The following is a 23,762-nucleotide window of genomic DNA, read 5'->3' on the forward strand; positions in this document are numbered from 1 at the left end:
TTTCGGTCATGGCACGATCCTGCTTGCGGGAGGCTGAATGGTTGGGGGTTTCGGAGGAGGCGGCGCCGACTGCTGCTGGATAAGTGCGGGCAAGTTCCGCTGGATCAGCCGTTTCGGGTCATAGAAGCTCTGCGCCGAGTCGAGCAGCCCGCGGAAGGGCGCCTTGATGCGGATGTTGAAAATGAAGGGCAGTTTCTGGAGCCGGCGGACGATGAAGTTCGCTTTCGCCCCCTCGCCCTGGCTGATCCCGGCAAAACGCACATCGGTGACCATCTCGCCCGCGAGCGGCCCGTTCATGCCGACCCGCAGCGACTGGTAACGGAGTGATTTCAGCGCCTGGAACGCGATGTTCGCCCAGATGCCGAGGTCCTTCTGGCTGAGATCGCCGACATAGGCGAGCGTGCCGCCCCCCGGCCGCACGCGCAGATCACCGCCCTCGATCCGGCCACCGCTCTCGTCGAAGATCATCGGCAGGACGCCGTCGAAGATCCCGGTCGCATCGAGATTCTTGAAATCGAACTGTTGCAGGAACTGGTCGGCCGCCATGTTGGCGACGTGGAACGTCATCCGGCGCTCCTTTGGTGCGGAGAAGTCGAGCAAAGTCGGGTCGAGTGCGAGCGATCCGCCGGCGAATGGCCAGGAACCACCCTCGACCTGCACGCGCGCACCGGGCAGCGTCTGGTAGCGGATCGTGCCGTCGGTGACCGGGATGCCGGGGTTGAGCGTGCGGATCGTCGCCACCTGCCCCGGCGCGCTCTGGAGATTGAGCAGGTCGGTGAAGCGGATCTCGGTGGCGATGCCGGTGACCGGGCCGAACGCGGCGGCGAGATCGGTGCCGGCGGTGCGGAACACGCCCGTGCTGGTCACGCCAGCGGGGCTCCAGGCGATATGCCCCTCCCCGCTGACCGACCCGTTGACCTCGGCGATCACGCCGAAGGTGAGCGGGGTAAGCGCGTCGGGTTGCAGTCTGTCCTTGGCGAACGCGATCGCGGGTACGTCGAGGTCGGCCTTGCCCGCACCGGCGCCGAGCGCGTGGGTCAGCGTGACGTCGGCGACCTTGGTGTTGGTCGTCGGCTCGAACAGCGTCCCCGCCGCGGTGATCGTGCCGTTGACCAGTGCGAGCGTAACGGTGCGCGCGGCAAGCGGCTTGAACCGAGGAGACGGCGCGGCATCGGATACGCCCATCGCGCCGGTGAGCTTGAGCGCGCCGCCGACCAGCGTCCACTCGCCCGCCGCATTGCCGAGCAGCAGGGGGACATTGGCGATCTGCCCCGATGCGTCGGTGAACGCGCCCGCCACACCCTGTCCCGTCATACGGCCCGTGACGGTGCCGAAATCGAGTCGCGTGACGCGCTCGGGCGCACCGATCCGCGTCTGCACGCCCTCGATCTGGAAGCCGCGACCGGCTAGCCGCACTGTCGCTCCGGCGGTCGCGAGCGTGATCGGGGTGGTGCCGAGTCGTCCGCTCAACTTCGCCGCAGCGATATTCGCGCCACCGCTGATCCGCGCGCCATTAACTTGCACCAGCGCGCCATCGATCGGGCACAGGGTCAGGCGCGACGGATCGAGCACCAGCCCGGATGTCGCGAGGCGCTGGACGGCGAGCGGCGCGCAGCCAGTGTTGACGACGAGCCGCCCACGACCATCCCACAAAGCGGCGACCGGCATCGACAAACCGTCCACGCGGCCGTTCGCGATCGGACCGTCGAGCGTTGCCTGCGTGGTGATCGAGGTCGCGCCGCCGGGCGTCGCGCTGAACGTCACCGGGGTCAGCGCCAGCCGAGCGCCCCCAGCCGCATAGGCGGCAATCCGCGCCACGCCGCGGATCGCCGCGCCCGGTTTCGCCTGCGCAAGCGACACGCGCGCCTCGGGCAAGCCGCCGCCCTGCAACGCCAAGTTCGTGTCCAGCCGCACGCCACCCTTCGGCCAACCGAATGCAACGCCACTCCCGCCGCCGAGCGCCACGCGCGCGCCGCTGGCCGAAGCGAGCGCGAGGCGGGACAGCACCGCCGAGCCGCGCCCGTCAGCGAGCCGCACCGACACGGTGCCGTCTGCTGCGAAACCACGTCCCGCGCGCTCGATGGCCTGCGCCATGGCGACCGCGAGTGGCGCGACGGGCGTTCCCGCTACCGTACCGCCAAGACCGCCCACGTCGGCGAGCCGCGCCTGCGCCACGGCCGCGCCGCTCGCCCTCACGCGTCCGTCGAATGCGATCTGCTTGCCGATCCGGTAAGCGCCCGCGATCGAAACGCGCCGTGCCTGCCCTTCCGCGGTGCGGACGGTATCGGCGGCGATGTCCGCCTTGCCGCTGGTCGCGGCCGCGCTGCCGGTGAAATCGAGCGTGCCCCCTGCCCCTGCCAGCGCGATCCCCGGTGCGCGTGCCGCCCCGGTCTTGAGCGTCGCCTTGCCCTGCCAGCGGTCGAGCGCGGCCGAGAGCCCGACGTCGAGGTCCGCAACGATATGATCCGCCCGAGTCGTCCCGCAGGCGAGTCGCGACACGCGTACCGGCCCGGTGATCGTCGGTTTCGCCGTGTCGATCCGCAGCTTCACCGTCGCCGCCAGCCGGTCGATCACGCACCCGCCGACATCGAGCCGCTCGCTGATCGCCGCCAGCGTACCGCGAAACCCGTCGTCGAGCTTGCCCGATCCGGCGAGCTTTAACCCGACGACACCCTGCGGAGTCTCCAGCCGCATCCGCCCATCGGCGACCGCCACGTCGAGCGCGGGCAGCGAGAACGGCTTGCCGGACGATGCCGGCAGCATTTTGTCGATCGCGCCGAGCGACACCTTGCCGTCCACCAGCCGCCCGCGCAGCCGAACCTTGCCCGCGCGCACGCCCACCAGATACGGCCCCGACAGCCCGACTCCGGTTCGCGTCTCGACCCAGTCCGCGACCAGATCGGGATGCGCCGGATCGCCCAGCACGACGTTCGTCAGCCGCTGGCCACCCAGCGCGAGGTTGGCGATATCGTACCGCGCAGGCACGCCGGCCTTTGCCAGTTCGCGATCGATGAACCCTTCCGCGATCGGCTTGCGCGCGAGCCACAGCGCGATCAACCCGGCGAGCAGCACCAGCGCCACAATCAGCATGATACGCCGGACAGGCACCGGACGGCGAGGATTGGGGCCGGGGTCGACCCCCGTCTCGCTCGTCTCGATCACCCACTCACTCCGCCATATTCGAGCCTCCTGCATAGGCGGGAGCGGGGGCGTCATGCAATTGCGTGTGGATGTGCTAGCGTATCGATATGGCCGAACCGGACGACGACGCCACTGTCTTGGGGAACGATCTGAAGGGCCATCGAGGGCGCCTCCGCAAACGCCTGTTCGAAGGCGGCAGCGACGCGTTGCTCGATCACGAACTCATCGAATACCTGCTCGCGATCGCGATCCCGCGCGGCGATACCAAGGCACTCGCGAAAGCTCTGATGCGCGAGTTCGGCGGGATCGGCGGGGTGCTCACCGCGGACGCCGAAGCGCTAGGCCGGGTGAAGGGCATGGGCGAAATCTCGACCGCGGCGATCAAGATCGCGCACGCCGCCGCGATCCGCCTGCTCCAGTCGCACGTCAGCGACCGCCCGGTGCTCGCCAACTGGCAGGCGCTGCTCGATTACCTCCGCGCAGACATGGCGCACCACGCGATCGAACGCTTCCGCGTGTTGCACCTCAACACCAAGAACATGCTGATTCGCGACGAGGTGATGAGCAAGGGCTCGATCGACCAGGCCGCAGTGTACGTCCGCGAAGTCATCCGCCGCGCGATCGACCTGGGCTCGGCATCGATCATCCTCGTCCACAATCACCCGAGCGGAGACCCCTCCCCCAGCCGCGCCGACATCGACATCACCCGGACGATCGCCGAGGCGGGCAAGCGGCTCGGCATCACGGTTCACGATCATATCGTGATGGGCACCGGCGGCCATGTCAGCTTGCGCGCGCAAGGATTGATCTAGCGCAAGGCAATAACGCTGTAAGTTCCCTGTAACGCCGAGCCGTTTTGCCCGCGCCTTCGTTATGCCGTCAAAGGAGTTGCACGTGGATAAAAAGGTACAGGAAGAAGCCTCGACGGTGACGGCCGAACACGGACAGGTCATGGTCGATGGACCCGACGGCGTTGCGGTGTCGCTGACTCCCGAAGCCGCCGCCGAAACATCGGATCGATTGCTCGACGGCGCCACCGAGGCGCAGGGCCAGATCTTGGCAGAAACCCGCGCAGCCGAGGAACGAGCCACCCGCAAGGGCAGTTGATCCACCGCAAGACACCGTGCCGCGTTTCCTAGTAGCCGTCTGTTACGAAGACAGACCGGAGACCCGATGCGCCAAATTCTCTACGTGAGTTCGAGCACGGTTGCGGGCGACAAGGCCGATCTCGTTGGAATATTGGAACAGTCGCGCCATAACAATGCGATAGACGGGGTCACCGGTTTACTATGGTCGGACGGTACGCGGTTCTTGCAGGTGATCGAAGGCCCCACTGAAAGCATCGACTCGACGTTCGGGCGAATATTGAACGATCGTCGCCATCACAGTCTGTCATTGCAGCACAATATTTCGATCCGCGACCGTCAGTTCGGTGGATGGACGATGGCGCACCGCCGCGCGACGGATCCGGTGGACGCCTATGACGCCCGCATGCGGCGGCTTCTCGCTCGCGCCTCGGACGCCGTCCGCAATCCGTTCCTGTCACTGATGGCGACAGGATCACTCGGCACCTGACCAAAGGGCCGCCGACCAGTTTCGGCGGCCTCGTGTCACGCGACGACGGTATTCACCCGGCCGGTGTAGTTCAGCCCTGCGACAGGAAGCTGGTGACCTCGGTCTTCGTCAGCAACTTGTTCTTGTCGGTATCGGCCTGCGCAAACGCGGCGGAGACCCACTTCTTCGTCTCGGGCGCATCCGGCTTGGTCTTCGGATCGGTCTTGCTCTTCAACGCAACCATCCAGCCGCCAAACTCCGCATTGCTGAGCTTGCCGTCGCCGTTCTTGTCATAGGTCGGAAATTCGGTGTCGACGACCTGTGCGACTTGGCTGCCCGTCGCCGGCTGTTCGCGCGCCGCGGACTGCATCGGCACCGCATCGGTCGGCGTGCCTTGTTGTCCGGATGCAGCGCCATCGGCGGAAGCGCCCGACGAGACAGCAGCCGCGCCGGATGGGGAGCCCTGTTGCGGACCCGTCGTGGTTTGCGCCAATACCGGTGCGGCAATCATAGCCACGCCTGCGATCATAGCAAATTTCAACATTGCATATCTCCGATGCAGTTCTACGCCTATACTGACGGTCTGTTGTATCGAGACAGACCTAGTCTCGATATTGCCGACCATCGACTATATGTATACGCCCGCAGATCGCGAATCATAACCCCTCGGCGGTGATTTGAACCTTCCCCTGCGTCCTGCTACCGCGTTTCGCATGCAACCGCGGGCCATATGGCACGCGACGCGCCCTACCCTTCACGCTTCCGAGGAAACCCGATGGTCCCCCGCTATTCCCGCCCCGACATGGTCGCGATCTGGACGCCCGAAGCGCGCTTCAAGATCTGGTTCGAGATCGAGGCGCACGCCACCGACGCGCTCGCCGAACTGGGCGTAGTTCCCAAGGAAGCCGCCGCCGCGATCTGGGCAAAGGGCGCGTTCGAGGTCGATCGGATCGACGAGATCGAGCGCGAGACCAAGCACGACGTGATCGCCTTCCTGACCAACGTCGCCGAGCATGTGGGGCCGGAAGCGCGCTTCATGCACCAAGGCATGACCTCATCGGACGTGCTCGACACGTGCTTGGCCGTACAGTTGGCCAAGGCTAGCGACATCCTGATCGCCGATCTCGACGCGTTGCTGGTGGTGCTCGAACGCCGCGCGCGCGAGCATAAGATGACGCCGACGATCGGCCGCAGCCACGGCATCCACGCCGAGCCCGTGACGTTCGGGCTGAAGCTGGCGCAGGCGCATGCCGAGTTCGCCCGCAACCGGGCGCGGCTTGTGGCGGCGCGCGAGGATGTCGCGACCTGTGCGATCTCGGGCGCGGTGGGGACGTTCGCAAACATCGATCCGTTCGTCGAGGAGTATGTCGCGGGCAAGCTCGGCCTGTCGGTCGAGCCCGTTTCGACGCAGGTCATCCCGCGCGATCGCCATGCGATGTTCTTTGCGACGCTGGGCGTGATCGCCAGCTCGATCGAGCGGCTCGCGACCGAAATCCGTCATTTGCAGCGCACCGAAGTGCTCGAAGTCGAAGAGTTCTTTTCGCCGGGCCAGAAGGGTTCGTCGGCGATGCCGCACAAGCGCAACCCGGTGCTGACCGAGAACCTCACGGGCCTCGCGCGGATGGTGCGCGGGTACGTCACGCCGGCGATGGAGAACGTCGCACTGTGGCATGAGCGCGACATCTCGCACTCGTCGGTCGAGCGATATATCGGGCCAGACGCGACGATCACGCTCGATTTCGCGCTCGCGCGGCTGACCGGGGTAATGGACAAGCTGGTCGTGTACCCCGAGCGGATGTTGAAGAATCTCAACAAGATGGGCGGGCTGGTGCATTCGCAGCGCGTGCTTCTGGCGCTGACTCAGGCGGGCGTGAGCCGCGAGGACGCGTATCGCCTGGTGCAGCGTAACGCGATGAAGGTGTGGGATTCGGACGGCGCGCTGTCGCTGCTCGAGTTGCTGAAGGCGGATCCGGAAGTGACGCTTTCGGATGCCGAACTGGAGGACAAGTTCGACCTCGGCTATCACCTGAAGCACGTCGACACGATCTTCGCGCGCGTGTTCGGCGCTGCGTAAACGCCCGCGCCTCCCCCCAATTCCTCCGTCACCCTGGGCTCGTTCCGGGGTCCACCGTTCCGCAAACTTGAAGCCCTTGAGTTTGCGGACCCGTCGATGCCGGAACAAGCCCGGCATGACGGAGTGGTGGAGGATGCGTACCCTGCGTACCGAACCACCCCAAAGTGCACGCAATGCAATTGCGATTACGTGTTACAAAATTGCGACAACGCGCAACTAAGCCCATATCCCGCTTGCCGGATATTGTTCCGGCATCGGAGACCTACCCATGCGCATGTTCGAAACCGTGACCAGCACCATGCTGGCGATCGCGGCTCAAGCGCTGGTGGTCGGGGTGGTCGTAACCGCCTTCTGATCCATCGGCCCGCCCGCCCCCTTCCCAGGGGGCGCGGCTAGGCCGTCGGAGCAGCGCGAGATCCGCCAATATCTGGTGGCATGCCCTGCGCTTTGGCTCGCCGCGCTTCTCAGAAAACTGGCCATTCTAATTAAATAACGCGATCCCAGAGCCTTAGGCGTTTGGCATCATTAATGCAGTGACACAGACATGGCGCAGTTCGGCGTCATCCTCTGTGAAAGGCATTCCATGTTCCAGTCCCACTCGTTCCGCCCTGCCGCTCTGCTGGTAGCGAGCATCGTCGCGCTCGGTGGCGCCTCCGCACCCGCATTCGCAGCGGGCGACAAGCCAATTTCCGTCACCATGCCCGCCAGCGTCTTCAAGGACGACACCAGCCGCGTCTGCATGCCGCGCACCATTCTGGGTCGCAAGGTCGACAAGACGCTGCCCGAGACGATCTGCGAGACCCGGTCCGAGTGGAACGCACGCGGCGTCACCATCCGCACCAAGTGAAGGCGGCGGTAATTCTGACCAAGCAAACGGCAGCTCTATCGATCCTCCCCGCAAGGGGGAGGTGTCGCCGAAGGTGACGGAGGGGGAGGACACGGAGCGGGGGTTGTCCCTTACCTCCCCCTCCGTCTGGCAAGTGCCCGCCCCCCCCCTGGCGGGGGAGGATTTAGGGCCGCCGCTGGTTGCTCTCGCCTCGGCTAAAAACGAGATCGACGGCGGTTACCGCGTCCGCGGATAGCGTGCCGCGAATTCCTCGTCCGACATCATCAGATAGCGGATCGTGTCGATCAACGCCCAGGGTGCGCTGATGACCAAGCCGACCACGGTGATGCTCAGCACCAGCATGACGATCCCGGAGCTGGTGCGCCCGAGATAGAAGCGGTGGATGCCGAGCGTGCCGATCACGAACGCCATGACCGCGGCGACGTATTTGTTGCGGTCGTTGGTCGGGAGCACCTCGGGTGGAACGGCGCGACGTGGGCCCGGCGCGGTCGGCATCGGGAAGACGCTGAGCGCACGGTCGTTGGCCGCTTCGAAATCGACTTCCAGGCCGATCGCCGGTTCGCCGCGATGCGCCCAGTCCTCGCGGGCGAACCGGTAGCGCTGTCCGTCCTGCCCTGCGACGAGCCCTTCGCCCGTGCGGGGATCGACGCCTAAAACCTGTCCGCGCATATCATTCCTCGGTGTTCGGGCTTCATTCTGGCGGATCATGCGGATGAGGCAAGTACGAACTCGTGCTTCCTGCGATCAAGCCCTCTCGCCCAAGTGACGGCTAGGGTATTCCCGTTGGTTGTCGTTTCGACCTGAACGGGGAGATCCCAGCTTTCGCTGGGATGACGGGAGATGCGTGCGTCGCCCGACAAAGGCTCGTCACCCCAGCGAAAGCTGGGGTATCCTTGTTGGCTGGCGTTGCGACCCGAATGGCGAGACTCCAGCTTTCGCCGGGATGACGAATGGGAGCGCGGGCGTCATCGTCCTACGACAGTCACGGCTGCAAGTGGCCGACTGTCGCGTACGGGCCGACACTACCGCCGGCCCGTCTTCATATCACTCGCCCGCGAAAACGCCCTTGAGCTTGGCAAAGAAGCCTTGGCTCGCCGGGCATTCGTCACCGGTTTCCGTTTCGCGGAACATCTCGAGCAGTTCCTTCTGGCGGTTGCTGAGGCGCGTGGGGGTTTCGACGTCGATCTGGACGACGAGGTCGCCGTGGCCGCGTCCTTGCAACACCGGCATGCCGGCGCCGCGTTGACGGAGCTGCTTGCCCGACTGGATACCGGCGGGGATCTTCACCTCGTGCGTGCGACCGTCGAGGCCGGGGATCGATAGCGAGCCGCCGAGCGACGCGACCGTGAAGCTGATCGGCGCGCGCGCGAACAGTGTCGTGCCCTCGCGTTCGAACAGATTGTGCTTGGTCACATGGAGGAAGATGTAGAGGTCGCCGGCCGGTGCGCCGCGTGCGCCTGCCTCGCCTTCTCCGGACATGCGGATGCGGGTGCCTTCGTCGACGCCGGGGGGGACGTTGATCGACAGCGTCTTGGTCTTGTCGACACGGCCTTCGCCGCGGCAGTCGGGGCATGGGTCCGCGATGACTTGGCCGGCGCCGTTGCAGACCGGGCAGGCACGCTCGACCACGAAGAAGCCCTGCTGCGCGCGGACTTTCCCGTGGCCGCCGCAATGCTGGCAGGTTTTCGCACGCGTACCGGCCTTCGCGCCGGAGCCGTCGCACGTGTCGCACTGCGCGGAGACGTCGACCGTGATCTCGGTCGCCTTGCCGTGGAACGCATCGTCAAGCGAGACTTCCATGTCGTAGCGCAGGTCGGCGCCGCGCCGTGCCGCCGAACGACCACCGCCGCGCTGTGCGCCGCCCATGAACTCGCCGAAGACGCTTTCGAAGATGTCGCTGAAGCCGCCGAAATCCTGTGCGCCGCCACCGTTACCGGGGCCGCCGTTCTGGAATGCGGCGTGGCCGAAGCGATCATACGCAGCGCGCTTCTGCGGGTCCTTGAGGCACTCGTATGCCTCGCTGACGGCCTTGAACTGCGCCTCGGAATCCTTGCAGCCGGCGTTCTTGTCCGGGTGATATTTCATCGCGAGCTTGCGGTAGGACGACTTGATCATCCCCGCATCCGCGGTCCGCTCGCATTCGAGCAATTCGTAATAGTCTGTCTGGGTACTCATTGCGGCCCTCTTAGCCCTCTCCCCTCCGGGGAGAGGGTTGGGTGAGGGGCAGTTCCGGACGACAGCGCGCGGAACGGCCCCTCACCCCGGCCCTCTCCCCGAAGGGGAGAGGGAGTTTCGGTTACGCCTTCGGGTTGTCGTCGACTTCCGAGAACTCGGCGTCGACGACATCGTCGTCCTTCTTCGCCGCGTCGCCATCGGCCGAAGGCGAAGCGTCCGCCTGGGCCTGCTTCTCGTAGATCGCCTGGCCGAGCTTCATCGCGACCTGGGCGAGCGCAGTGCTCTTCTCAGTCATCGCATCCGCATCGTTGCTCTCGACCGCAGCCTTGGTCGCGTCGATCGCAGCCTGGATCTCGGTCTTGAGCGCATCGTCGACCTTGTCACCATTGTCGGCAAGCTGACGCTCGGTCGTGTGGATAAGCGACTCGGCGTTGTTCTTCGCCTCGGCGCCCGCACGACGCTTCTTGTCCTCTTCGGCGAAGGTCTCGGCGTCGCGGACCATCTGGTCGATGTCACTGTCCGAAAGACCGCCCGATGCCTGGATGCGGATCTGCTGCTCCTTGCCGGTCCCCTTGTCCTTGGCCGAAACGCTGACCAGACCGTTCGCATCGATGTCGAACGTGACTTCGATCTGCGGCACGCCGCGCGGTGCGGGCGGAATGCCGACGAGATCGAAATTACCGAGCATCTTGTTGTCGGCCGCCATCTCGCGCTCGCCCTGGAACACGCGGATCGTCACCGCGCCCTGGTTGTCGTCGGCGGTCGAATAGGTCTGCGACTTCTTGGTCGGGATCGTCGTGTTGCGATCGATCATCCGGGTGAACACGCCACCCAGCGTCTCGATGCCGAGCGACAGCGGCGTCACGTCGAGCAGCAGCACGTCCTTGACGTCGCCCTGCAGCACGCCGGCCTGGATCGCGGCGCCCATTGCGACGACCTCGTCCGGGTTTACGCCGGTGTGCGGCTCCTTGCCGAAGAACTGCTTCACGACTTCACGGACGCGCGGCATGCGCGTCATGCCGCCGACCAGCACGACTTCCGAGATGTCCTCGGGCTTCAGACCGCCGTCGGCGAGCGCCTTGCGGCAAGGCTCGAGCGTGCGCTTGACCAGGTCCTCGACCATCCGCTCCAGGTCGGCGCGGGTGATCGACTTCACCAGATGCTTCGGGCCGTTCTGGTCCGCGGTGATAAACGGCAGGTTGACCTCGGTCGTCTGTGCCGACGACAGCTCGATCTTCGCCTTCTCGGCCGCTTCCTTCAGACGCTGCAGCGCCAACTTGTCCTTGGCGAGGTCGATGCCCTCGGCCTTCTTGAACTCGTCGGCGAGGAACTGGACGATCTTGTTGTCGAAATCCTCACCGCCCAGGAACGTGTCGCCGTTCGTGGCCTTCACCTCGAACACGCCGTCGCCGATTTCCAGCACCGAGATATCGAACGTGCCGCCGCCGAGATCGTAGACCGCGATCGTCTTGCCGTCCTGCTTGTCGAGGCCGTAAGCCAGCGCCGCCGCAGTCGGCTCGTTGATGATGCGAAGCACTTCGAGACCGGCAATCTGGCCGGCGTCCTTGGTCGCCTGGCGCTGTGCGTCGTTGAAGTAGGCCGGCACGGTGATGACCGCCTGCGTGACCGTCTCGCCGAGATACGATTCGGCGGTTTCCTTCATCTTCTGCAGCGTGAACGCCGAGATCTGCGACGGCGAGTAATCCTTGCCGCCCGCCGAGACCCATGCGTCGCCGTTCGGCCCGCGCGAGATCTTGTACGGGACCAGCTCGGTGTCCTTCTTGGTGATCGGATCGTCGAAACGACGGCCGATCAGGCGCTTCACCGCGAAGATGGTGTTGTCGCCGTTCGTCACTGCCTGGCGCTTGGCCGGCTGGCCGACCAGTCGCTCGCCGTCCTTGGCGAATGCGACGATCGACGGCGTGGTGCGCGCGCCCTCGGAATTCTCGATGACCTTGGGCTTGCCGCCTTCCATGACGGAAACGCAGCTGTTGGTCGTGCCGAGATCGATACCGATTACTTTAGCCATGAGTTCTGATTAGCCCCTCACTTGAAACGAAAATACGAAACCGGTTCCACCCCGTTACGGCAGTGGAACCTTTCTGATGATGGGCGCGATATAGGTGGCCTCGCGCTTGCCGCAAGATTGTACCCGTCATAGGATGCACAAGTGGTCGGGCCCGGAGAAAAGTAACCTATGCGTATCGTTTTCGGACTGGGTGTTGCGGCGATGACACTGGCGTCGTGTTCGCAGCCGAAGGAACTGGCCGTGGACGGCGCCTACATCCGGCTGGGCGCGGTGACGGGACGCCCGGCGGCGGCGTATTTCACGGTGCATGGCGGGCCTACTCCGGCGACGCTGATTTCGGCCACCACCGACGTCGCGATCAAGGCCGAGATGCACGAGACGACGGCGAAGAACGGCGTGACCTCGATGGCGCCGCTCGCGCGCGTCGAGATCCCCGCGAACACCGATGTCGCATTCGCACCGGGCGGACGGCACGTGATGCTGTTCAACATGAACCCGGGGATCAAGCCGGGCGCGCGGGCGATGCTGACGTTCGCGTTTGCCGACGGGACTCGGATTTTGAGCAACGCGAACGTCGTGGCCGCGGGAACTCCGGCAGGGAAGTGAAGCGCGGGCTGACCGAGGGGGAGACGGTGCTGGCGGCGTCGATGTTCGGTGGCGCGATCGACTATTCCCAGGTCAGCCTGTCGCGGCGCAAATGGGCGTTCTTCCAGCCGCGCGATACGGTGATGGCACCGCGCGGGTGCATCCACTTTCATCCCAAGGGCGACGTGTGGTGCGACGATTTCGCGCACGCGCACCTGACGCTGCAAGGGCTGTTCATCCACGAGATGACCCACATATGGCAGCATCAGCGCGGCGTGTTCCTGCCCTTGGCGCGGCATCCCTGGTGCCGGTACGACTATGCGTTCCGGCCGGGGGTGGCGCTGCATCGCTATGGGATCGAGCAGCAGGGCGAGATCGTGCGGCATGCGTTCCTGTTGCGCGCGGGGGCGAAGGTGGCGGGGGCGCCGGCGTTGGCGCAGTATGAGACGGTGTTGCCGTTTACGCCGTCGGCGCTGACCTAGACGCATCGCAGTTATAGTTGGGACCAGGCCAAGCCCACCCCGTCACCGCGGACGTGTTCCGGGGTCCACTGTCCCGCGAACTCAAAGGCCGATGAGGATGCGGAACGGTGGATGCCGGAACAAGTCCGGCATGACGAACGGGCACAAACCGATCCGACCTCAGAGCCAGCTACGACCATCCGGCCCGGCACACCCGTAAGGCGGCAACTGCCCCGGGAAGCGCGCCTGCAACTTGTGGCAGCCCCAGGCGCGCATCGGCCCCGGCGCATAGCCGTTCAGCGCGATGCCCACCTCGTCATACGGGCTCTCCGCGCGGGCGACGTACATGTACCAACGGCCGCTAAACATCACCGCGGCCGCGATCAGCACGACGCAAACGACCTGGACGATTTTCTGCATTGAAGACCCCTTTCGTAAAGAAGGGCGCCCCGTTGCAGACAACATGGATCAATTTCAACCAACGATCCGATAGATCGCAAACCACCGGATCGGCAGAAATCCGCCGGTTACAGCGCGTCGAAGTCGATAGGTCGTGTTCTATCAAGCGCTTGCGGCGCTTCGGGCATCGGATATTTCAACCCGGTCGCGCAGTTGAAAAGAACGACCTTGTCATCCTCGTCGACCAGCCCGGTGTTCAGCGCCTGATGATACGCCGCCAGCGTCGCGCCGCCTTCAGGACACAGCAGCAGCCCGTCCTGCTTCGCCGCCGCATCGACCGCCTTCAGGATCGCCGGATCGCCGACCGCCAGCGCCTGTCCGCCGCTCTCGCGAACCGCGCGCAGGATCAGGAAGTCGCCGACCGCTTTAGGCACGCGGATGCCTGCTGCGACCGTGCTCGCGTCCTCCCAACGCTCGGCATGCTCCTCGCCAGCCTCGAACGCGCGGACGATCGGCGCGCAGCCGCTCGCCTGTACCGCGAACATCTTGGGCCGCTCGGATCCGATCCAGCCGAGCTTCTCCAACTCGTCGAACGCCTTCCACATCCCGATCAGCCCGGTGCCACCGCCGGTCGGGTAGAAGATCGCGTCCGGCAGCTTCCAGCCGAACTGTGCAGCGAGCTCGAGCCCCATCGTCTTCTTGCCTTCTATCCGATAGGGCTCCTTCAACGTCGAGAAATCGAACCAGCGGCCTTCCGCGGCGCCCTTGCCGACGATCGCACCGCAATCGTCGATCAGGCCGTTGACCCGCCAGACGCGCGCGCCCTGCATCGCGATCTCGCGGACGTTGATCTCGGGCGTGTCGTCCGGGCAGAACACGATCGTCTCGATCCCGCAGCGCGTGGCGTAGGCGGCGAGCGCCGCGCCGGCGTTGCCGTTGGTTGGCATCGCGATCTTGGTGACGCCCAGCTCCTTCGCCATCGCAACCGCCATGACGAGGCCTCGCGCCTTGAAGCTGCCGGTCGGGAGGCGGCCTTCGTCCTTGACCAGCACGTTGGGACCGCCGGACTTGGTCAGCGGCACCAGCGGCGTCTCGATCTCGCCGAGGCTGACGATGTTGGACGTGTGGCGGACAGGGAGAAGTTCGCGCCACCGCCACAGATCGGTCGGTCGCGCCTCGATCGTATCGCGCGAGATTGTCGACCGCACAGTGTCGAGGTCATAGCGCACGAGCAACGGTCGGCCAGCCCGCGATAGCCCATGAAGCTGGTCCGCCTCATACCGCTCGCCGGTGATCGAGCATTCGAGATGCGTAACGAAAGTCTGGCGATCGGTGGTGAGGTTCTGGTTCATATATTGATCCTACCGATCCCAATATCCCCCGTCACCCCGGACCTGTTCCGGGGTCCACCGCTCCGCAAACCAAGCGATCGTGATCACGCGGCACGGTGGATGCCGGAACAAGCCCGGCATGACGGAGCGGTTAGAGAAATATGAAGAGGACACCGGTCAGCAAAACGACAACAGCCAGCCAGATAAAAAGCTGCTTCCGCGTATCCGGGATAGCGGCGCCCAGTCCCTCGATCAGCACTCCGACGAGATCGTGCACGCCGCTCTCCCTATACGCTAGCCAGCCTTGGCGACGCCAACCATGGCTGGACGCAACAGGCGGTCCTTGATCATGTAGCCGGCCTGCATCTCCTGGACGATCGTCCCGGCAGGCTGATCGCTGGGCATCTCGAGCATCGCCTGGTGCTTGTTGGGGTCCAGCATCTGGCCTTCCGACACGATCTTGGTGATGCCGTGGCGCTGGAACACGCTCTCCAGCTCGCGGCCGGTGGCATCCAGGCCAGTGACGAGGCCCTTCATCTTGTCGTCGGCGCGCAAGTCCGCCGGGATCGCCGACAGGCCGCGTGCGAGGTTGTCGGCGACCGACAGCATGTCGCGCGCGAAGGCGGTTGCGGCATAGACGCGGGCGTCCTGCGCTTCCTTCTCAGCGCGACGACGAACATTCTGGATCTCGGCCTGCGCGTAGAGGACGTTCTGCTTGGCCTCGGCGAGCTGGTTCTCAAGCTCGGCAACCCGGTCGTTCGCGGCGACCTCGGGTGCGTCTTCAGCGGTCTCTTCGCGCAGGTCTGCAGGCGTGTTCTGGTCGATGTCGGACATTGCTTTCCCTATAAAATTTGGCCCGCTCAACCCATCAACCGGGCGAGCGTTGCAGCCGTGAAATCCACCATGGGCACGACGCGCGCATAGTTCAACCGCGTGGGTCCGATGACGCCCACCACGCCGACCACCCGACCGTCGAGACCTCGAAACGGTCGTGCGATGACCGAAGATCCTGACAACGCGAACAATTTGGTCTCCGCGCCGATAAAAATCCGCGTCGAATCACCGGCCCGCGCGCTGTCCAAAAGCGACGCGACTTCCTGCTTTCCTTCGAGATCGTCGAGCAGGTCGCGGACCCGGTCGAGATCGGCGGCAGCCGCCGCATCGATCAACCGCCCCTGCCCGCGCACGATCAGCACCGGGCGGCGATCCGCATCTTCGCTCCACACCGCGATGCCCGCCTCCACCAACGCGCGCGCCGCGCCGTCGAGCGCAGCCTGACCGTCCGCCAACTCGCGCTCGATCCGACCGCGTGCCTCGGCCAGCGTCAGCCCCCCGAGCGTCGCCGACATGTAATTGCCCGCTTCGATCAGCGTGGACGGCGACATGCCCTTGGGCAGCGCGATCACGCGATTCTCGACCGAGCCGTCCTCGCTGACCAGTACCGCCAGCGCCTGCTCGGGCGACAGCGCGACGAACGCGATCTGGCGGAGTTTCAGCTCGCGCTTGGGCACCATCACCAGCCCGGCACACGCCGACAGTCCCGACAGCGCGAGCGTGGTGGCGGCGAGCGCCTCCTCGACCGGGCCACCGACCCCGGCGCGCGCCTCGATCGTCTGGCGCTCCTCGAACGACGGCTCCATCGCCTGCATCATGCCGTCGACGAACAGTCGCAACCCGCGATCGGTCGGCATCCGGCCCGCGCTGGTATGTGGGCTCGCGAGCAACCCTAGGCCTTCGAGTTCGCCCATTACACCGCGAATCGATGCTGGAGATAGGCTAAGGCCAGTCAGTTGCGCGATCGTCTTCGACCCGACCGGCGTACCGCTGGCGAGATAGCTGTCGACGACCGCACGAAAAATGTCGCGCGCGCGATCGGTCAGTTCGGTGACGGGGGGCGTGGCCATCGCTTTGATCTAAGGCGGATCGAGCGTCGCACAAAGAGGTAATGCCCCGCCCCTCCTCCGTCATCCTGACGAAAGTCAGGATCCAGAGTAATCGAGGGCAGTCCTTCGTGGCTCTGGATCCTGACTTTCGTCAGGATGACGAGGAGGGAGGCTGGCGAGCGACCAAACGAAAGGCTAGGCAGCGCACAACCACTCACTCCCGCTTTTAGGAATACATCATGCGCCCATCCGGCCGCGCCCCAGACCAGATGCGTGCGATCACGATCGAGCCGCGCTTCACCAAGCATGCGGAAGGCTCCGTCCTGATCGGCTTCGGCGACACCAAAGTGCTCGTCACCGCCAGCGTCGAGGAGAAGGTGCCGCCGTTCATGCGCGGCAAGGGCGAAGGCTGGGTGACCGCCGAATACGGCATGCTCCCGCGCGCCACCAACACACGCAACAACCGCGAGGCCGCCAAGGGCAAGCAGTCGGGTCGCACGCAGGAAATCCAGCGGCTGATCGGCCGTTCACTGCGCGCGGTGGTCGACCTGAAGCTGCTCGGCGAGCGCCAGATCGTGATCGATTGCGACGTGATCCAGGCGGATGGCGGCACGCGCACCGCGTCGATCTCGGGCGGCTGGGTCGCACTGCGGCTGGCGATCGACGGGTTGCTAGCGAGCGGCAAGCTGACCGCCGACCCGCTGACGCAGAAGGTGGCCGCGATCAGCTGCGGGATCTACCAGGGCAATCCGGTGCTCGACCTCGACTATATCGAGGATTCGGGCGCGGATGCGGACGCGAACTTCGTGCTGCTGGAGAACGGCAACATCGCCGAGGCGCAGGCGACCGCCGAGGGCGCGACCTATGACGAGGAGGCGCTGCTCCGCCTGCTGCGTCTCGCGCGGATCGGTTGCACGGACATCTTCGCGGCACAGGCCAAGGCGGTCGCCAAGTGAGCGGCGAAGGCAAAGAGCCGCAGGCGATCCGCAAGCTCGCGCCGGGCAAGCTGGTCATCGCTAGCCACAACAAGGGCAAGGTCCGCGAGATCGCCGCTCTGCTCGAAGGGCGTGGGCTGGAGGTCGTTTCGGCGGCCGAACTCGACCTGCCGGAACCCGTCGAAACGGGCACCACCTTCTTCGCGAACGCCGAACTGAAGGCGCGCTCGGCCGCCGACCTGTCGGGCTACCCCGCGCTCGCCGACGATAGCGGGCTGTGCGTCGATGCGCTGGGCGGCGATCCAGGCGTCTACACGGCCGACTGGGCGGAAACCCCGAACGGTCGCGACTGGATGATGGCGATGCAGAAGGTCGAGGACGCGGTCGCCGCGAAGGGTCCCGACGCCACGCGGGGCGCGCACTTCGTCAGCGTGCTGGCGCTCGCATGGCCCGACGGTCACGTCGAATGGTTCGAAGGCCGTGCAGAGGGTACGCTGACCTGGCCACCGCGCGGAAATGTCGGGTTCGGCTACGATCCGGTGTTCGTGCCGCTCGGCTACGACCAGACCTATGCCGAACTCCCGCACGAGACGAAGAACGCGATCAGCCACCGCAACGAGGCGTTCAAGCTCCTCGAAGCCGCGGTGTTCTGACATCCAACCCCTCTTCCTTTGGAAGAGGGGTTAAAACGACCGCTGGCCGATCACGTTGCCCGGCGGCGAATAGCGGCACACCAGATAGTCGTCGGTCTTGTTGCTCGCGATCGCACACCCGACCGCGGTCGAGTTGCGCCAGACGATCTGCGTGTAATGGCCGACGTCCTCGAACTTGCCGGTGCGGCTGAAGTCGGGCGTCACGCCGTTGATGAAGTCGCGCTTCTCCGCGACCCAATGGCCCACCATCTCGGCATAGGTGTAGGCGTAGCGCGTACCCGTCCAGAGATTCTCGCCCTCGCGCGTGCGGTCCTGCGGCTGGTGTGCGTGCGCGAACTTGCCCGTCCGCGCCAGCTCCTCGGCATAGCCACGTGCAGTCGTCGCCAGCGTGTCGCTCCATACCAGCGGCGGCACGCCGACCCCGGCGCGCGCGGCATTGTGGCCCGTCATCATCGCTCTCTTGAGCAAGGCTGCACCGCGCGGCGCCGGCGCCTGCGTTTCACGGCGTTCGACGACTCGCTCGGGGCCTTGCGCACAGCCCGCCATCAACAGCGCCGCCGCGACCGCCAAACCCATCCGTGCCGTCATTGCGCTTCCTTCGGCTGCCCCGTGCGACCATATGCGCGAGATAATGCCCATCTTCGAAACACCAAGCCCCCGGTCTGATTCCCCGGGCGACCTCGCGCTCTACGTCCACTGGCCGTTCTGCGTGTCGAAATGCCCGTATTGCGATTTCAACAGCCATGTTCGCGAGGAGGTGGACCAGGCAGCCTGGCGCGCCGCGCTGCTGACCGACCTTGCGCATGAGGCGCGGGTGTTGCCAGGGCGAAAGTTGCAGTCGATCTTCTTCGGGGGTGGCACGCCCTCGCTGATGCCGCCGGCAACCGTCGCGGCGGTGCTGGATGCGGCGGAAAAGGCCTGGGGGTTCGCGGACGGGATCGAGATCACACTGGAGGCTAATCCGTCGTCGGTCGAGGCGGCGCGGTTCGCCGATCTGGCGCGCGCTGGCGTGAACCGGGTTTCGCTGGGGCTGCAATCGCTGGATGATACCGCGCTGAAGTTCCTCGGACGGGCGCATGACGTGAACGAGGGGCAGGCTGCGCTGGCGACCGCGCAAAGCGTCTTTCCGCGCGTCAGTTTCGACCTGATCTATGCGCTGCCTGGTCAGCGGCTCGACGATTGGCGCGCGGAACTGGCGCGCGCGCTGAGCCTTGGGACGGAACATCTCTCGCTGTATCAGTTGACGATCGAGGCCGGCACGCGGTTCGCGACCGAGGCTCTCGCGGGACGGATCGTGATCCCTGACGGCGATTCGGCGGCAGATCTGTTCGAGGCGACGCGCGCGGATACCGCGGCGGCGGGGTTGCCGGCGTACGAGACGTCGAACCATGCGCGGCCGGGGTCGGAGAGCCGCCATAACCTCGCATATTGGCGCTATCAGGATTATGCCGGAATCGGGCCAGGCGCGCATGGGCGTCGCGGCGGGCTGGCCACGGTGCGGCGGAAGAAGCCGGAGAACTGGCTGGCGGCGATCGAGCGGAATGGCCACGGGATGGAGGTGGAGGACCCGCTGACTCCCTCCACACGCGCGACCGAGGCTTTGCTGATGGGGTTGCGATTGGCCGAAGGGGTGGATCTGGACCGGATCACGGCGCTGAACGCTGGCGTAGTGCCGGTGGATCTGGCGGCGGTTGCTCGGTTGGAGACGCTAGGGCTGATCGTGCACTCGCCGGGCCGGTTGCGGGTTACCGAGGCGGGCGCGTTGCTCCTCGACGCGATCCTGCCGGAAATCGTTACCGCCTAGAGCTTGTTTCCCCGCGAAGGCGGGGACCCAGACTGGGCTCCCGCCTTCGCGGGAGAACAAGGATAGGAACGCTGCCCTACTTACCGAACCCGGCCGGCGCGGGCGAGACGACCGTCGTGGTGCCGCCGCGGATTTCCTTCACCTCGAGCGCGCGCTCGGCGACATTGTCGCGACCGAAGCGGAACGCGCCGTCGATGCCGGCAAAGCCGTCGCCATCACGCAAGCGAGCGACCGGGAACGGCGTGCCGGGCTTCCAGTCACGCGCGATGCGGACCGTCAGCAGGACGGAGTCGTAACCGAGGCTCGACAGGCGGTACGGCCCCGCCCCGAAGCGGGCGCGGTATTTGGTCGCGAATTGGCGGTACAGCGTGTCCGAGACGCTCGCATACCACGCGCCGGACAGCGCGGGCTTGGCGGCGATCCCCGCGTCCGAATTCCAGAGTTCGGTGCCGAGGATCCGCGTCGACGCACCGCTGCCGCGCTTGACGAGCGCCGCCGCGGAGGCCGCATTGGCGCCGCCGTCGGCGATCAGTACCGCATCATAGGGTGCCTTTGCCGCAAGCCGCGTGACGGCGCCCGAGACGCCGCCTGGGCCCCGCGCATATGTCTGGAGCGAGACGACTTGCCCGCCTGCGCCTTCGACCGCGCGGAGGAACGCGGTCGAGGCGCGCTCGCCGTACAGGCCGTTGGGGACCAAGCCGGCGAAGTTGCTGACCCCGCGTTCCTTGGCGAAATCGACGACGCGCGCGATCGACTGGGTCGGGACATAGCCCATCAGGTACGCGCCGTTGCCCGCCACGCCGAGGTCGTTGGAGAAGCTCAGCACCGGGATGTTCGCGGCGCGGGCGATCGGCGCGACCGCGCGGACGTCGTCGGCGAGCAACGGTCCGAGGATCAGCTGTGCGCCCTCGGCGATCGCGCGCTGCGCGGCGGCGGCGGCACCGGTGGCGGTGTCGTAGTTGGTGATCCGCACACGCTGGTTCTGCGTGTCCAGCAGCGCGAGCATCGTCGCGTTGGCGATCGAGGTGCCGACACCGGCGTTGCTGCCCGACAGCGGCACGAGCAGCGCGACACGGTTGCGCTCGGCGTCGCGCGGGATGCCGGTCTCGACGCCGATCGTCGGGCGATCGACTGGGCGCGTGGTCGGGCGCTGCTGCGACGGCTCGACGGGACCACGCGGGACGATCGTCTGGCACGCGCCGAGCAGGCACGCCGCGGCAAGCGTCGCCCATCGCCCGAATGTGCCCATCGAAAGCGGGCCGGATTGCCCTATCGTCGTCGCGTCTGCCATGACCGTCCCTATGAACCCTGAAACTCTTCTCGATCCCGGCCTCTACATCGTCGCGACCCCGATCGGCAATCTTGGCGATCTGTCGCCGCGCGCCGCCGACATCCTCCGCCGCGCCGATGTGATCGCGGTCGAAGACAGCCGCGTGACCGCCGGGCTGCTCCGTCATATCGGCACCAAGACGCCGATGGTGCCGTATCATGACCACAGCGCGGAAGGCGTGCGCCCGGCGCTGATCGCGCGGATGGCGACGCAGGCGGTGGCCTTGGTGTCGGACGCGGGAACGCCGCTGATCTCCGATCCAGGCTTCAAGCTGGTGCGTGATGCGCGCGCGGAGGGGCATCTGGTGGTGACGATCCCCGGACCGTGCGCGGCGGTGGCGGCACTGACGCTGGCGGGGCTGCCGACCGACCGGTTCCTGTTCGTGGGGTTCCTGCCGTCGAAGATGCATGCGCGGGCGGAGGCGATCGCGGAGGTCGCGACGATCCGCGCGACTCTCGTCATGTATGAGTCGGGGCCGCGGCTCGGCGCATGTCTGGCGGCGCTGTTGGAGGGGCTCGGCGACCGCGAGGCAGCGGTGACGCGCGAGATCAGCAAGAAGTTCGAGGAGGCGGTAACGGGGACGCTATCGACGCTCGCCGCGCGCTATGCGGATGCGCCGCCGCGCGGCGAGATCGTGATCGTCGTCGCGCCGCCAGGCGAGGCTCCGCCTGCGAGCGCGGAGGACGGGGATACGGCGCTGGTCGAGGCGTTGACGCGCCTGTCCACAGGGCAGGCGGCGAGCGAGGTAGCGAAGAAGCTCGGGCTCGACCGCAAAGCGCTTTATGCGCGGGCACTGGAATTGAAGGCAGAGTCGAAGACCTGATCTCCGCTCCTGCGTGCGGGAGGCGCGCCACTCGTTCTCCCCTCCCGCTTGCGGGAGGCGCCACTCGTTCCCCCCTCCCGCTTGCGGGAGGGGTCGGGGGAGGGCATGTCATTGACGTGCCGCCCCCGCCCTCCCCTAGCCCCTCCCGCAAGCGGAAGGGGACGCACGACCGAAAGGCTGCGGAGGCGACCGGGCGTCGCGGGGAACGGCTCGCCGGCTGGTGGCTGCGGTTGAAGGGCTGGAGCATCCTCGATCGCCGAGTCCGCACGCCCGCCGGCGAGGTCGATCTCGTGGCGAGAAAGGGCAATCTGATCGCGTTCGTCGAGGTCAAGACGCGCGCCACCGCCGCCGAACTCGACTTCGCGATCGACGAACGCCGCCTTGCCCGCGTTGCTGCGGCGGCGGAGTATCTGATGCCGCGCTATGCCGGGCCCAGTGACGATATCCGCGTCGACGTCATCCTGCTCGCGCCGGGTACGCGGCCGCGGCATATCGAGAATGCGTGGATCGGGTAGCGACCTACAAATCTCCGTCATCCTGACGAAAGTCAGGACCCAGGGTAATTGAGGGCATCCTTCATGGCTCTGGATCCTGACTTTCGTCAGGATGACGGAGTTACCGAAGCGACGCCGCCCGGTGACTTCGCGTCCGCCCGCGCCTACATGCGCTCGACCGAACAGAAGGAAGACGCATGAGCCTCACCGTCGCCGTCCAGATGGACCCGCTCGACAGCATCAACATCGCCGGCGATTCGACGTTCGCGCTGATGCTCTCCGCCCAGGAGCGCGGCCATACGCTCTTCCACTATTCCGCCGAGGACCTGAACTACCGCGACGGCAAAGTCTGGGCCAAGGCGCATCCGGTGACCGTGCAGCGCGTCGTCGGCGATCACTTCAGCGTCGGTGAACCCGTGAACCTAGACCTCGGCGACGAGGCCGATGTCGTCCTCATGCGTCAGGATCCCCCGTTCGATCTCGGTTACATCACGGCGACGCATCTGCTCGAGCGGATCGCCCACAAGACGCTGGTGGTGAACGATCCCGCGCAGGTACGGAATGCGCCCGAGAAGGTGTTCGTGCTCGACTACCCGCAGTTCATGCCGCCGACCTTGGTCACACGCTCGCTCGACGAGGCGCGTAAATTCCTCGCCGAGCACGGCGCGATCGTCATCAAGCCGCTGCACGGCAATGGCGGCAAGGCGATCTTCAAGGTCGAGTCGGACGGCGCGAACCTGTCCGCGCTGATGGAGGTCTTCAACATGACGTGGCGCGAGCCGCACATGGTGCAGGCGTTCCTCCCCGACGTGGCGAAGGGCGACAAGCGCATCGTGCTGATCGACGGCGAAGTCGCGGGCGCGATCAACCGGCTGCCGGGTGAAGGCGAGATCCGATCGAACCTCGCGGTCGGTGGATCGGCTGAGAAGTCGGTGCTGACCGACAAGGAGCGCGAGATCTGCGCGGTGCTCGGGCCCGAACTGAAGAAGCGCGGGCTGCTGTTCGTCGGGATCGACGTGATCGGCGGCACGTGGCTGACCGAGATCAACGTGACATCGCCGACGGGAATCGTCGCGATCGAGAAATTCGACGGGACGGACGTTGCCGGCATGATCTGGAATGCGATCGAGGCGAAGGTGGCGACGCGGTAAGCGTTTTACTCTGCGCTTATACTCGAAAACCAACCTAAGCTTGTTTCCCCGCGAAGGCGGGGACCCAGACTGGGCTCCCGCCTTCGCGGGAGA

General features: G+C 66.0%; 25 protein-coding genes. 13 read left to right on the top strand and 12 right to left on the bottom strand.

Annotated features, from left to right (window positions below; translation table 11 throughout):
- Nucleotides 1-6: 6 nt before the first annotated feature.
- Nucleotides 7-3,162 carry an intermembrane phospholipid transport YdbH family protein gene (locus AC1MLZ_RS07985; protein ID WP_480961166.1) on the bottom strand — a complete coding sequence of 1,052 codons (3,156 nt, stop codon included), beginning with the start codon at nucleotides 3,160-3,162 and terminating at the stop codon, nucleotides 7-9.
- An 86-nt stretch (nucleotides 3,163-3,248) separates the two neighbouring features.
- On the opposite strand from AC1MLZ_RS07985, the gene radC reads away from it, so the two are divergent.
- The 3 genes from radC (at nucleotide 3,249) to AC1MLZ_RS08000 (ending at nucleotide 4,716) form a co-directional block, all read left to right on the top strand.
- A complete protein-coding gene (radC, locus tag AC1MLZ_RS07990; protein ID WP_480961167.1) occupies nucleotides 3,249-3,953 on the top strand; it encodes a RadC family protein in 705 nt (234 codons plus the stop codon).
- A gap of 82 nt (nucleotides 3,954-4,035) precedes the next feature.
- Nucleotides 4,036-4,248, top strand: a complete 213-nt coding sequence (locus AC1MLZ_RS07995) for a hypothetical protein (RefSeq protein WP_480961168.1) — start codon at nucleotides 4,036-4,038, stop codon at nucleotides 4,246-4,248.
- Between the two features lie 66 nt (nucleotides 4,249-4,314).
- On the top strand, nucleotides 4,315-4,716 hold the full coding sequence (locus AC1MLZ_RS08000; RefSeq protein ID WP_480961169.1) for a BLUF domain-containing protein: 402 nt from the start codon (nucleotides 4,315-4,317) through the stop codon (nucleotides 4,714-4,716).
- A 70-nt stretch (nucleotides 4,717-4,786) separates the two neighbouring features.
- Here the strand turns inward: AC1MLZ_RS08000 and AC1MLZ_RS08005 are convergent, their stop codons facing one another.
- Nucleotides 4,787-5,239 carry an EF-hand domain-containing protein gene (locus AC1MLZ_RS08005; RefSeq protein ID WP_480961170.1) on the bottom strand — a complete coding sequence of 151 codons (453 nt, stop codon included), beginning with the start codon at nucleotides 5,237-5,239 and terminating at the stop codon, nucleotides 4,787-4,789.
- A gap of 231 nt (nucleotides 5,240-5,470) precedes the next feature.
- Between AC1MLZ_RS08005 and purB the strand changes: the two genes are divergently transcribed.
- Both purB and AC1MLZ_RS08015 read left to right on the top strand, forming a co-directional pair.
- On the top strand, nucleotides 5,471-6,769 hold the full coding sequence (gene purB, locus AC1MLZ_RS08010; protein WP_480961171.1) for an adenylosuccinate lyase: 1,299 nt from the start codon (nucleotides 5,471-5,473) through the stop codon (nucleotides 6,767-6,769).
- 583 nt (nucleotides 6,770-7,352) lie between these two features.
- The gene (locus AC1MLZ_RS08015) at nucleotides 7,353-7,616 is read left to right on the top strand and encodes a hypothetical protein (protein ID WP_480961172.1); all 264 of its coding nucleotides are present in this window, start codon (nucleotides 7,353-7,355) and stop codon (nucleotides 7,614-7,616) included.
- A 216-nt stretch (nucleotides 7,617-7,832) separates the two neighbouring features.
- Here the strand turns inward: AC1MLZ_RS08015 and AC1MLZ_RS08020 are convergent, their stop codons facing one another.
- The 3 genes from AC1MLZ_RS08020 to dnaK form a co-directional block, all read right to left on the bottom strand.
- Complete coding sequence (locus AC1MLZ_RS08020; protein ID WP_480961173.1) at nucleotides 7,833-8,285, bottom strand: TM2 domain-containing protein; 453 nt, start codon at nucleotides 8,283-8,285, stop codon at nucleotides 7,833-7,835.
- A 375-nt stretch (nucleotides 8,286-8,660) separates the two neighbouring features.
- On the bottom strand, nucleotides 8,661-9,791 hold the full coding sequence (dnaJ, locus tag AC1MLZ_RS08025) for a molecular chaperone DnaJ (protein WP_480961174.1): 1,131 nt from the start codon (nucleotides 9,789-9,791) through the stop codon (nucleotides 8,661-8,663).
- 121 nt (nucleotides 9,792-9,912) lie between these two features.
- Nucleotides 9,913-11,820 (bottom strand): molecular chaperone DnaK, encoded by a 1,908-nt coding sequence (gene dnaK, locus AC1MLZ_RS08030; protein ID WP_480961175.1) that lies wholly within the window; start codon nucleotides 11,818-11,820, stop codon nucleotides 9,913-9,915.
- A gap of 168 nt (nucleotides 11,821-11,988) precedes the next feature.
- On the opposite strand from dnaK, the gene AC1MLZ_RS08035 reads away from it, so the two are divergent.
- On the top strand, nucleotides 11,989-12,426 hold the full coding sequence (locus tag AC1MLZ_RS08035) for a copper chaperone PCu(A)C (RefSeq protein ID WP_480961176.1): 438 nt from the start codon (nucleotides 11,989-11,991) through the stop codon (nucleotides 12,424-12,426).
- Between the two features lie 41 nt (nucleotides 12,427-12,467).
- Complete coding sequence (locus AC1MLZ_RS08040; protein WP_480961499.1) at nucleotides 12,468-12,887, top strand: vgr related protein; 420 nt, start codon at nucleotides 12,468-12,470, stop codon at nucleotides 12,885-12,887.
- A 159-nt stretch (nucleotides 12,888-13,046) separates the two neighbouring features.
- Here the strand turns inward: AC1MLZ_RS08040 and AC1MLZ_RS08045 are convergent, their stop codons facing one another.
- From AC1MLZ_RS08045 to hrcA, 5 genes are all read right to left on the bottom strand, one after another.
- Nucleotides 13,047-13,286, bottom strand: coding sequence for a hypothetical protein (locus AC1MLZ_RS08045; protein ID WP_480961177.1), 240 nt, complete (start codon nucleotides 13,284-13,286; stop codon nucleotides 13,047-13,049).
- Nucleotides 13,287-13,393: 107 nt separating this feature from the next.
- Nucleotides 13,394-14,617, bottom strand: coding sequence for a threonine synthase (locus AC1MLZ_RS08050; protein WP_480961178.1), 1,224 nt, complete (start codon nucleotides 14,615-14,617; stop codon nucleotides 13,394-13,396).
- A gap of 130 nt (nucleotides 14,618-14,747) precedes the next feature.
- Nucleotides 14,748-14,873: a hypothetical protein gene (locus tag AC1MLZ_RS08055; protein ID WP_480961179.1), complete on the bottom strand. Its 126-nt coding sequence runs from the start codon at nucleotides 14,871-14,873 to the stop codon at nucleotides 14,748-14,750.
- 17 nt (nucleotides 14,874-14,890) lie between these two features.
- Nucleotides 14,891-15,430, bottom strand: coding sequence for a nucleotide exchange factor GrpE (grpE, locus tag AC1MLZ_RS08060; protein WP_480961180.1), 540 nt, complete (start codon nucleotides 15,428-15,430; stop codon nucleotides 14,891-14,893).
- Nucleotides 15,431-15,456: 26 nt separating this feature from the next.
- Nucleotides 15,457-16,500 carry a heat-inducible transcriptional repressor HrcA gene (hrcA, locus tag AC1MLZ_RS08065; protein WP_480961181.1) on the bottom strand — a complete coding sequence of 348 codons (1,044 nt, stop codon included), beginning with the start codon at nucleotides 16,498-16,500 and terminating at the stop codon, nucleotides 15,457-15,459.
- A 218-nt stretch (nucleotides 16,501-16,718) separates the two neighbouring features.
- Here hrcA and rph point away from each other — a divergent pair, with 218 nt between their 5' ends.
- Together rph and rdgB are read left to right on the top strand one after the other, a co-directional pair.
- Nucleotides 16,719-17,435 (top strand): ribonuclease PH, encoded by a 717-nt coding sequence (gene rph, locus AC1MLZ_RS08070; protein WP_056055360.1) that lies wholly within the window; start codon nucleotides 16,719-16,721, stop codon nucleotides 17,433-17,435.
- Nucleotides 17,432-18,067, top strand: a complete 636-nt coding sequence (gene rdgB / locus AC1MLZ_RS08075) for an RdgB/HAM1 family non-canonical purine NTP pyrophosphatase (RefSeq protein WP_480961182.1) — start codon at nucleotides 17,432-17,434, stop codon at nucleotides 18,065-18,067. Before rph ends, rdgB begins: the two co-directional genes overlap by 4 nt.
- Before the next feature lie 30 nt (nucleotides 18,068-18,097).
- Here the strand turns inward: rdgB and AC1MLZ_RS08080 are convergent, their stop codons facing one another.
- A complete protein-coding gene (locus AC1MLZ_RS08080; protein WP_480961183.1) occupies nucleotides 18,098-18,655 on the bottom strand; it encodes a CAP domain-containing protein in 558 nt (185 codons plus the stop codon).
- Between the two features lie 43 nt (nucleotides 18,656-18,698).
- Here AC1MLZ_RS08080 and hemW point away from each other — a divergent pair, with 43 nt between their 5' ends.
- Nucleotides 18,699-19,871, top strand: a complete 1,173-nt coding sequence (gene hemW / locus AC1MLZ_RS08085) for a radical SAM family heme chaperone HemW (protein ID WP_480961184.1) — start codon at nucleotides 18,699-18,701, stop codon at nucleotides 19,869-19,871.
- A gap of 76 nt (nucleotides 19,872-19,947) precedes the next feature.
- Here hemW and AC1MLZ_RS08090 read toward each other — a convergent pair whose 3' ends face one another.
- Nucleotides 19,948-21,162, bottom strand: a complete 1,215-nt coding sequence (locus tag AC1MLZ_RS08090) for a penicillin-binding protein activator (RefSeq protein ID WP_480961185.1) — start codon at nucleotides 21,160-21,162, stop codon at nucleotides 19,948-19,950.
- Between AC1MLZ_RS08090 and rsmI the strand changes: the two genes are divergently transcribed.
- From rsmI to gshB, 3 genes are all read left to right on the top strand, one after another.
- Nucleotides 21,161-22,024 carry a 16S rRNA (cytidine(1402)-2'-O)-methyltransferase gene (rsmI, locus tag AC1MLZ_RS08095; protein WP_480961186.1) on the top strand — a complete coding sequence of 288 codons (864 nt, stop codon included), beginning with the start codon at nucleotides 21,161-21,163 and terminating at the stop codon, nucleotides 22,022-22,024. The genes AC1MLZ_RS08090 and rsmI overlap by 2 nt on opposite strands.
- Before the next feature lie 116 nt (nucleotides 22,025-22,140).
- Nucleotides 22,141-22,539, top strand: a complete 399-nt coding sequence (locus AC1MLZ_RS08100) for a YraN family protein (protein ID WP_480961187.1) — start codon at nucleotides 22,141-22,143, stop codon at nucleotides 22,537-22,539.
- 176 nt (nucleotides 22,540-22,715) lie between these two features.
- Entirely contained in the window at nucleotides 22,716-23,669 is a 954-nt protein-coding gene (gshB, locus tag AC1MLZ_RS08105; protein ID WP_480961188.1) for a glutathione synthase, read from the top strand.
- The last annotated feature ends 93 nt before the right edge of the window (nucleotides 23,670-23,762 follow it).

The organism is Sphingomonas sp. PEI4 (genome assembly GCF_056679955.1).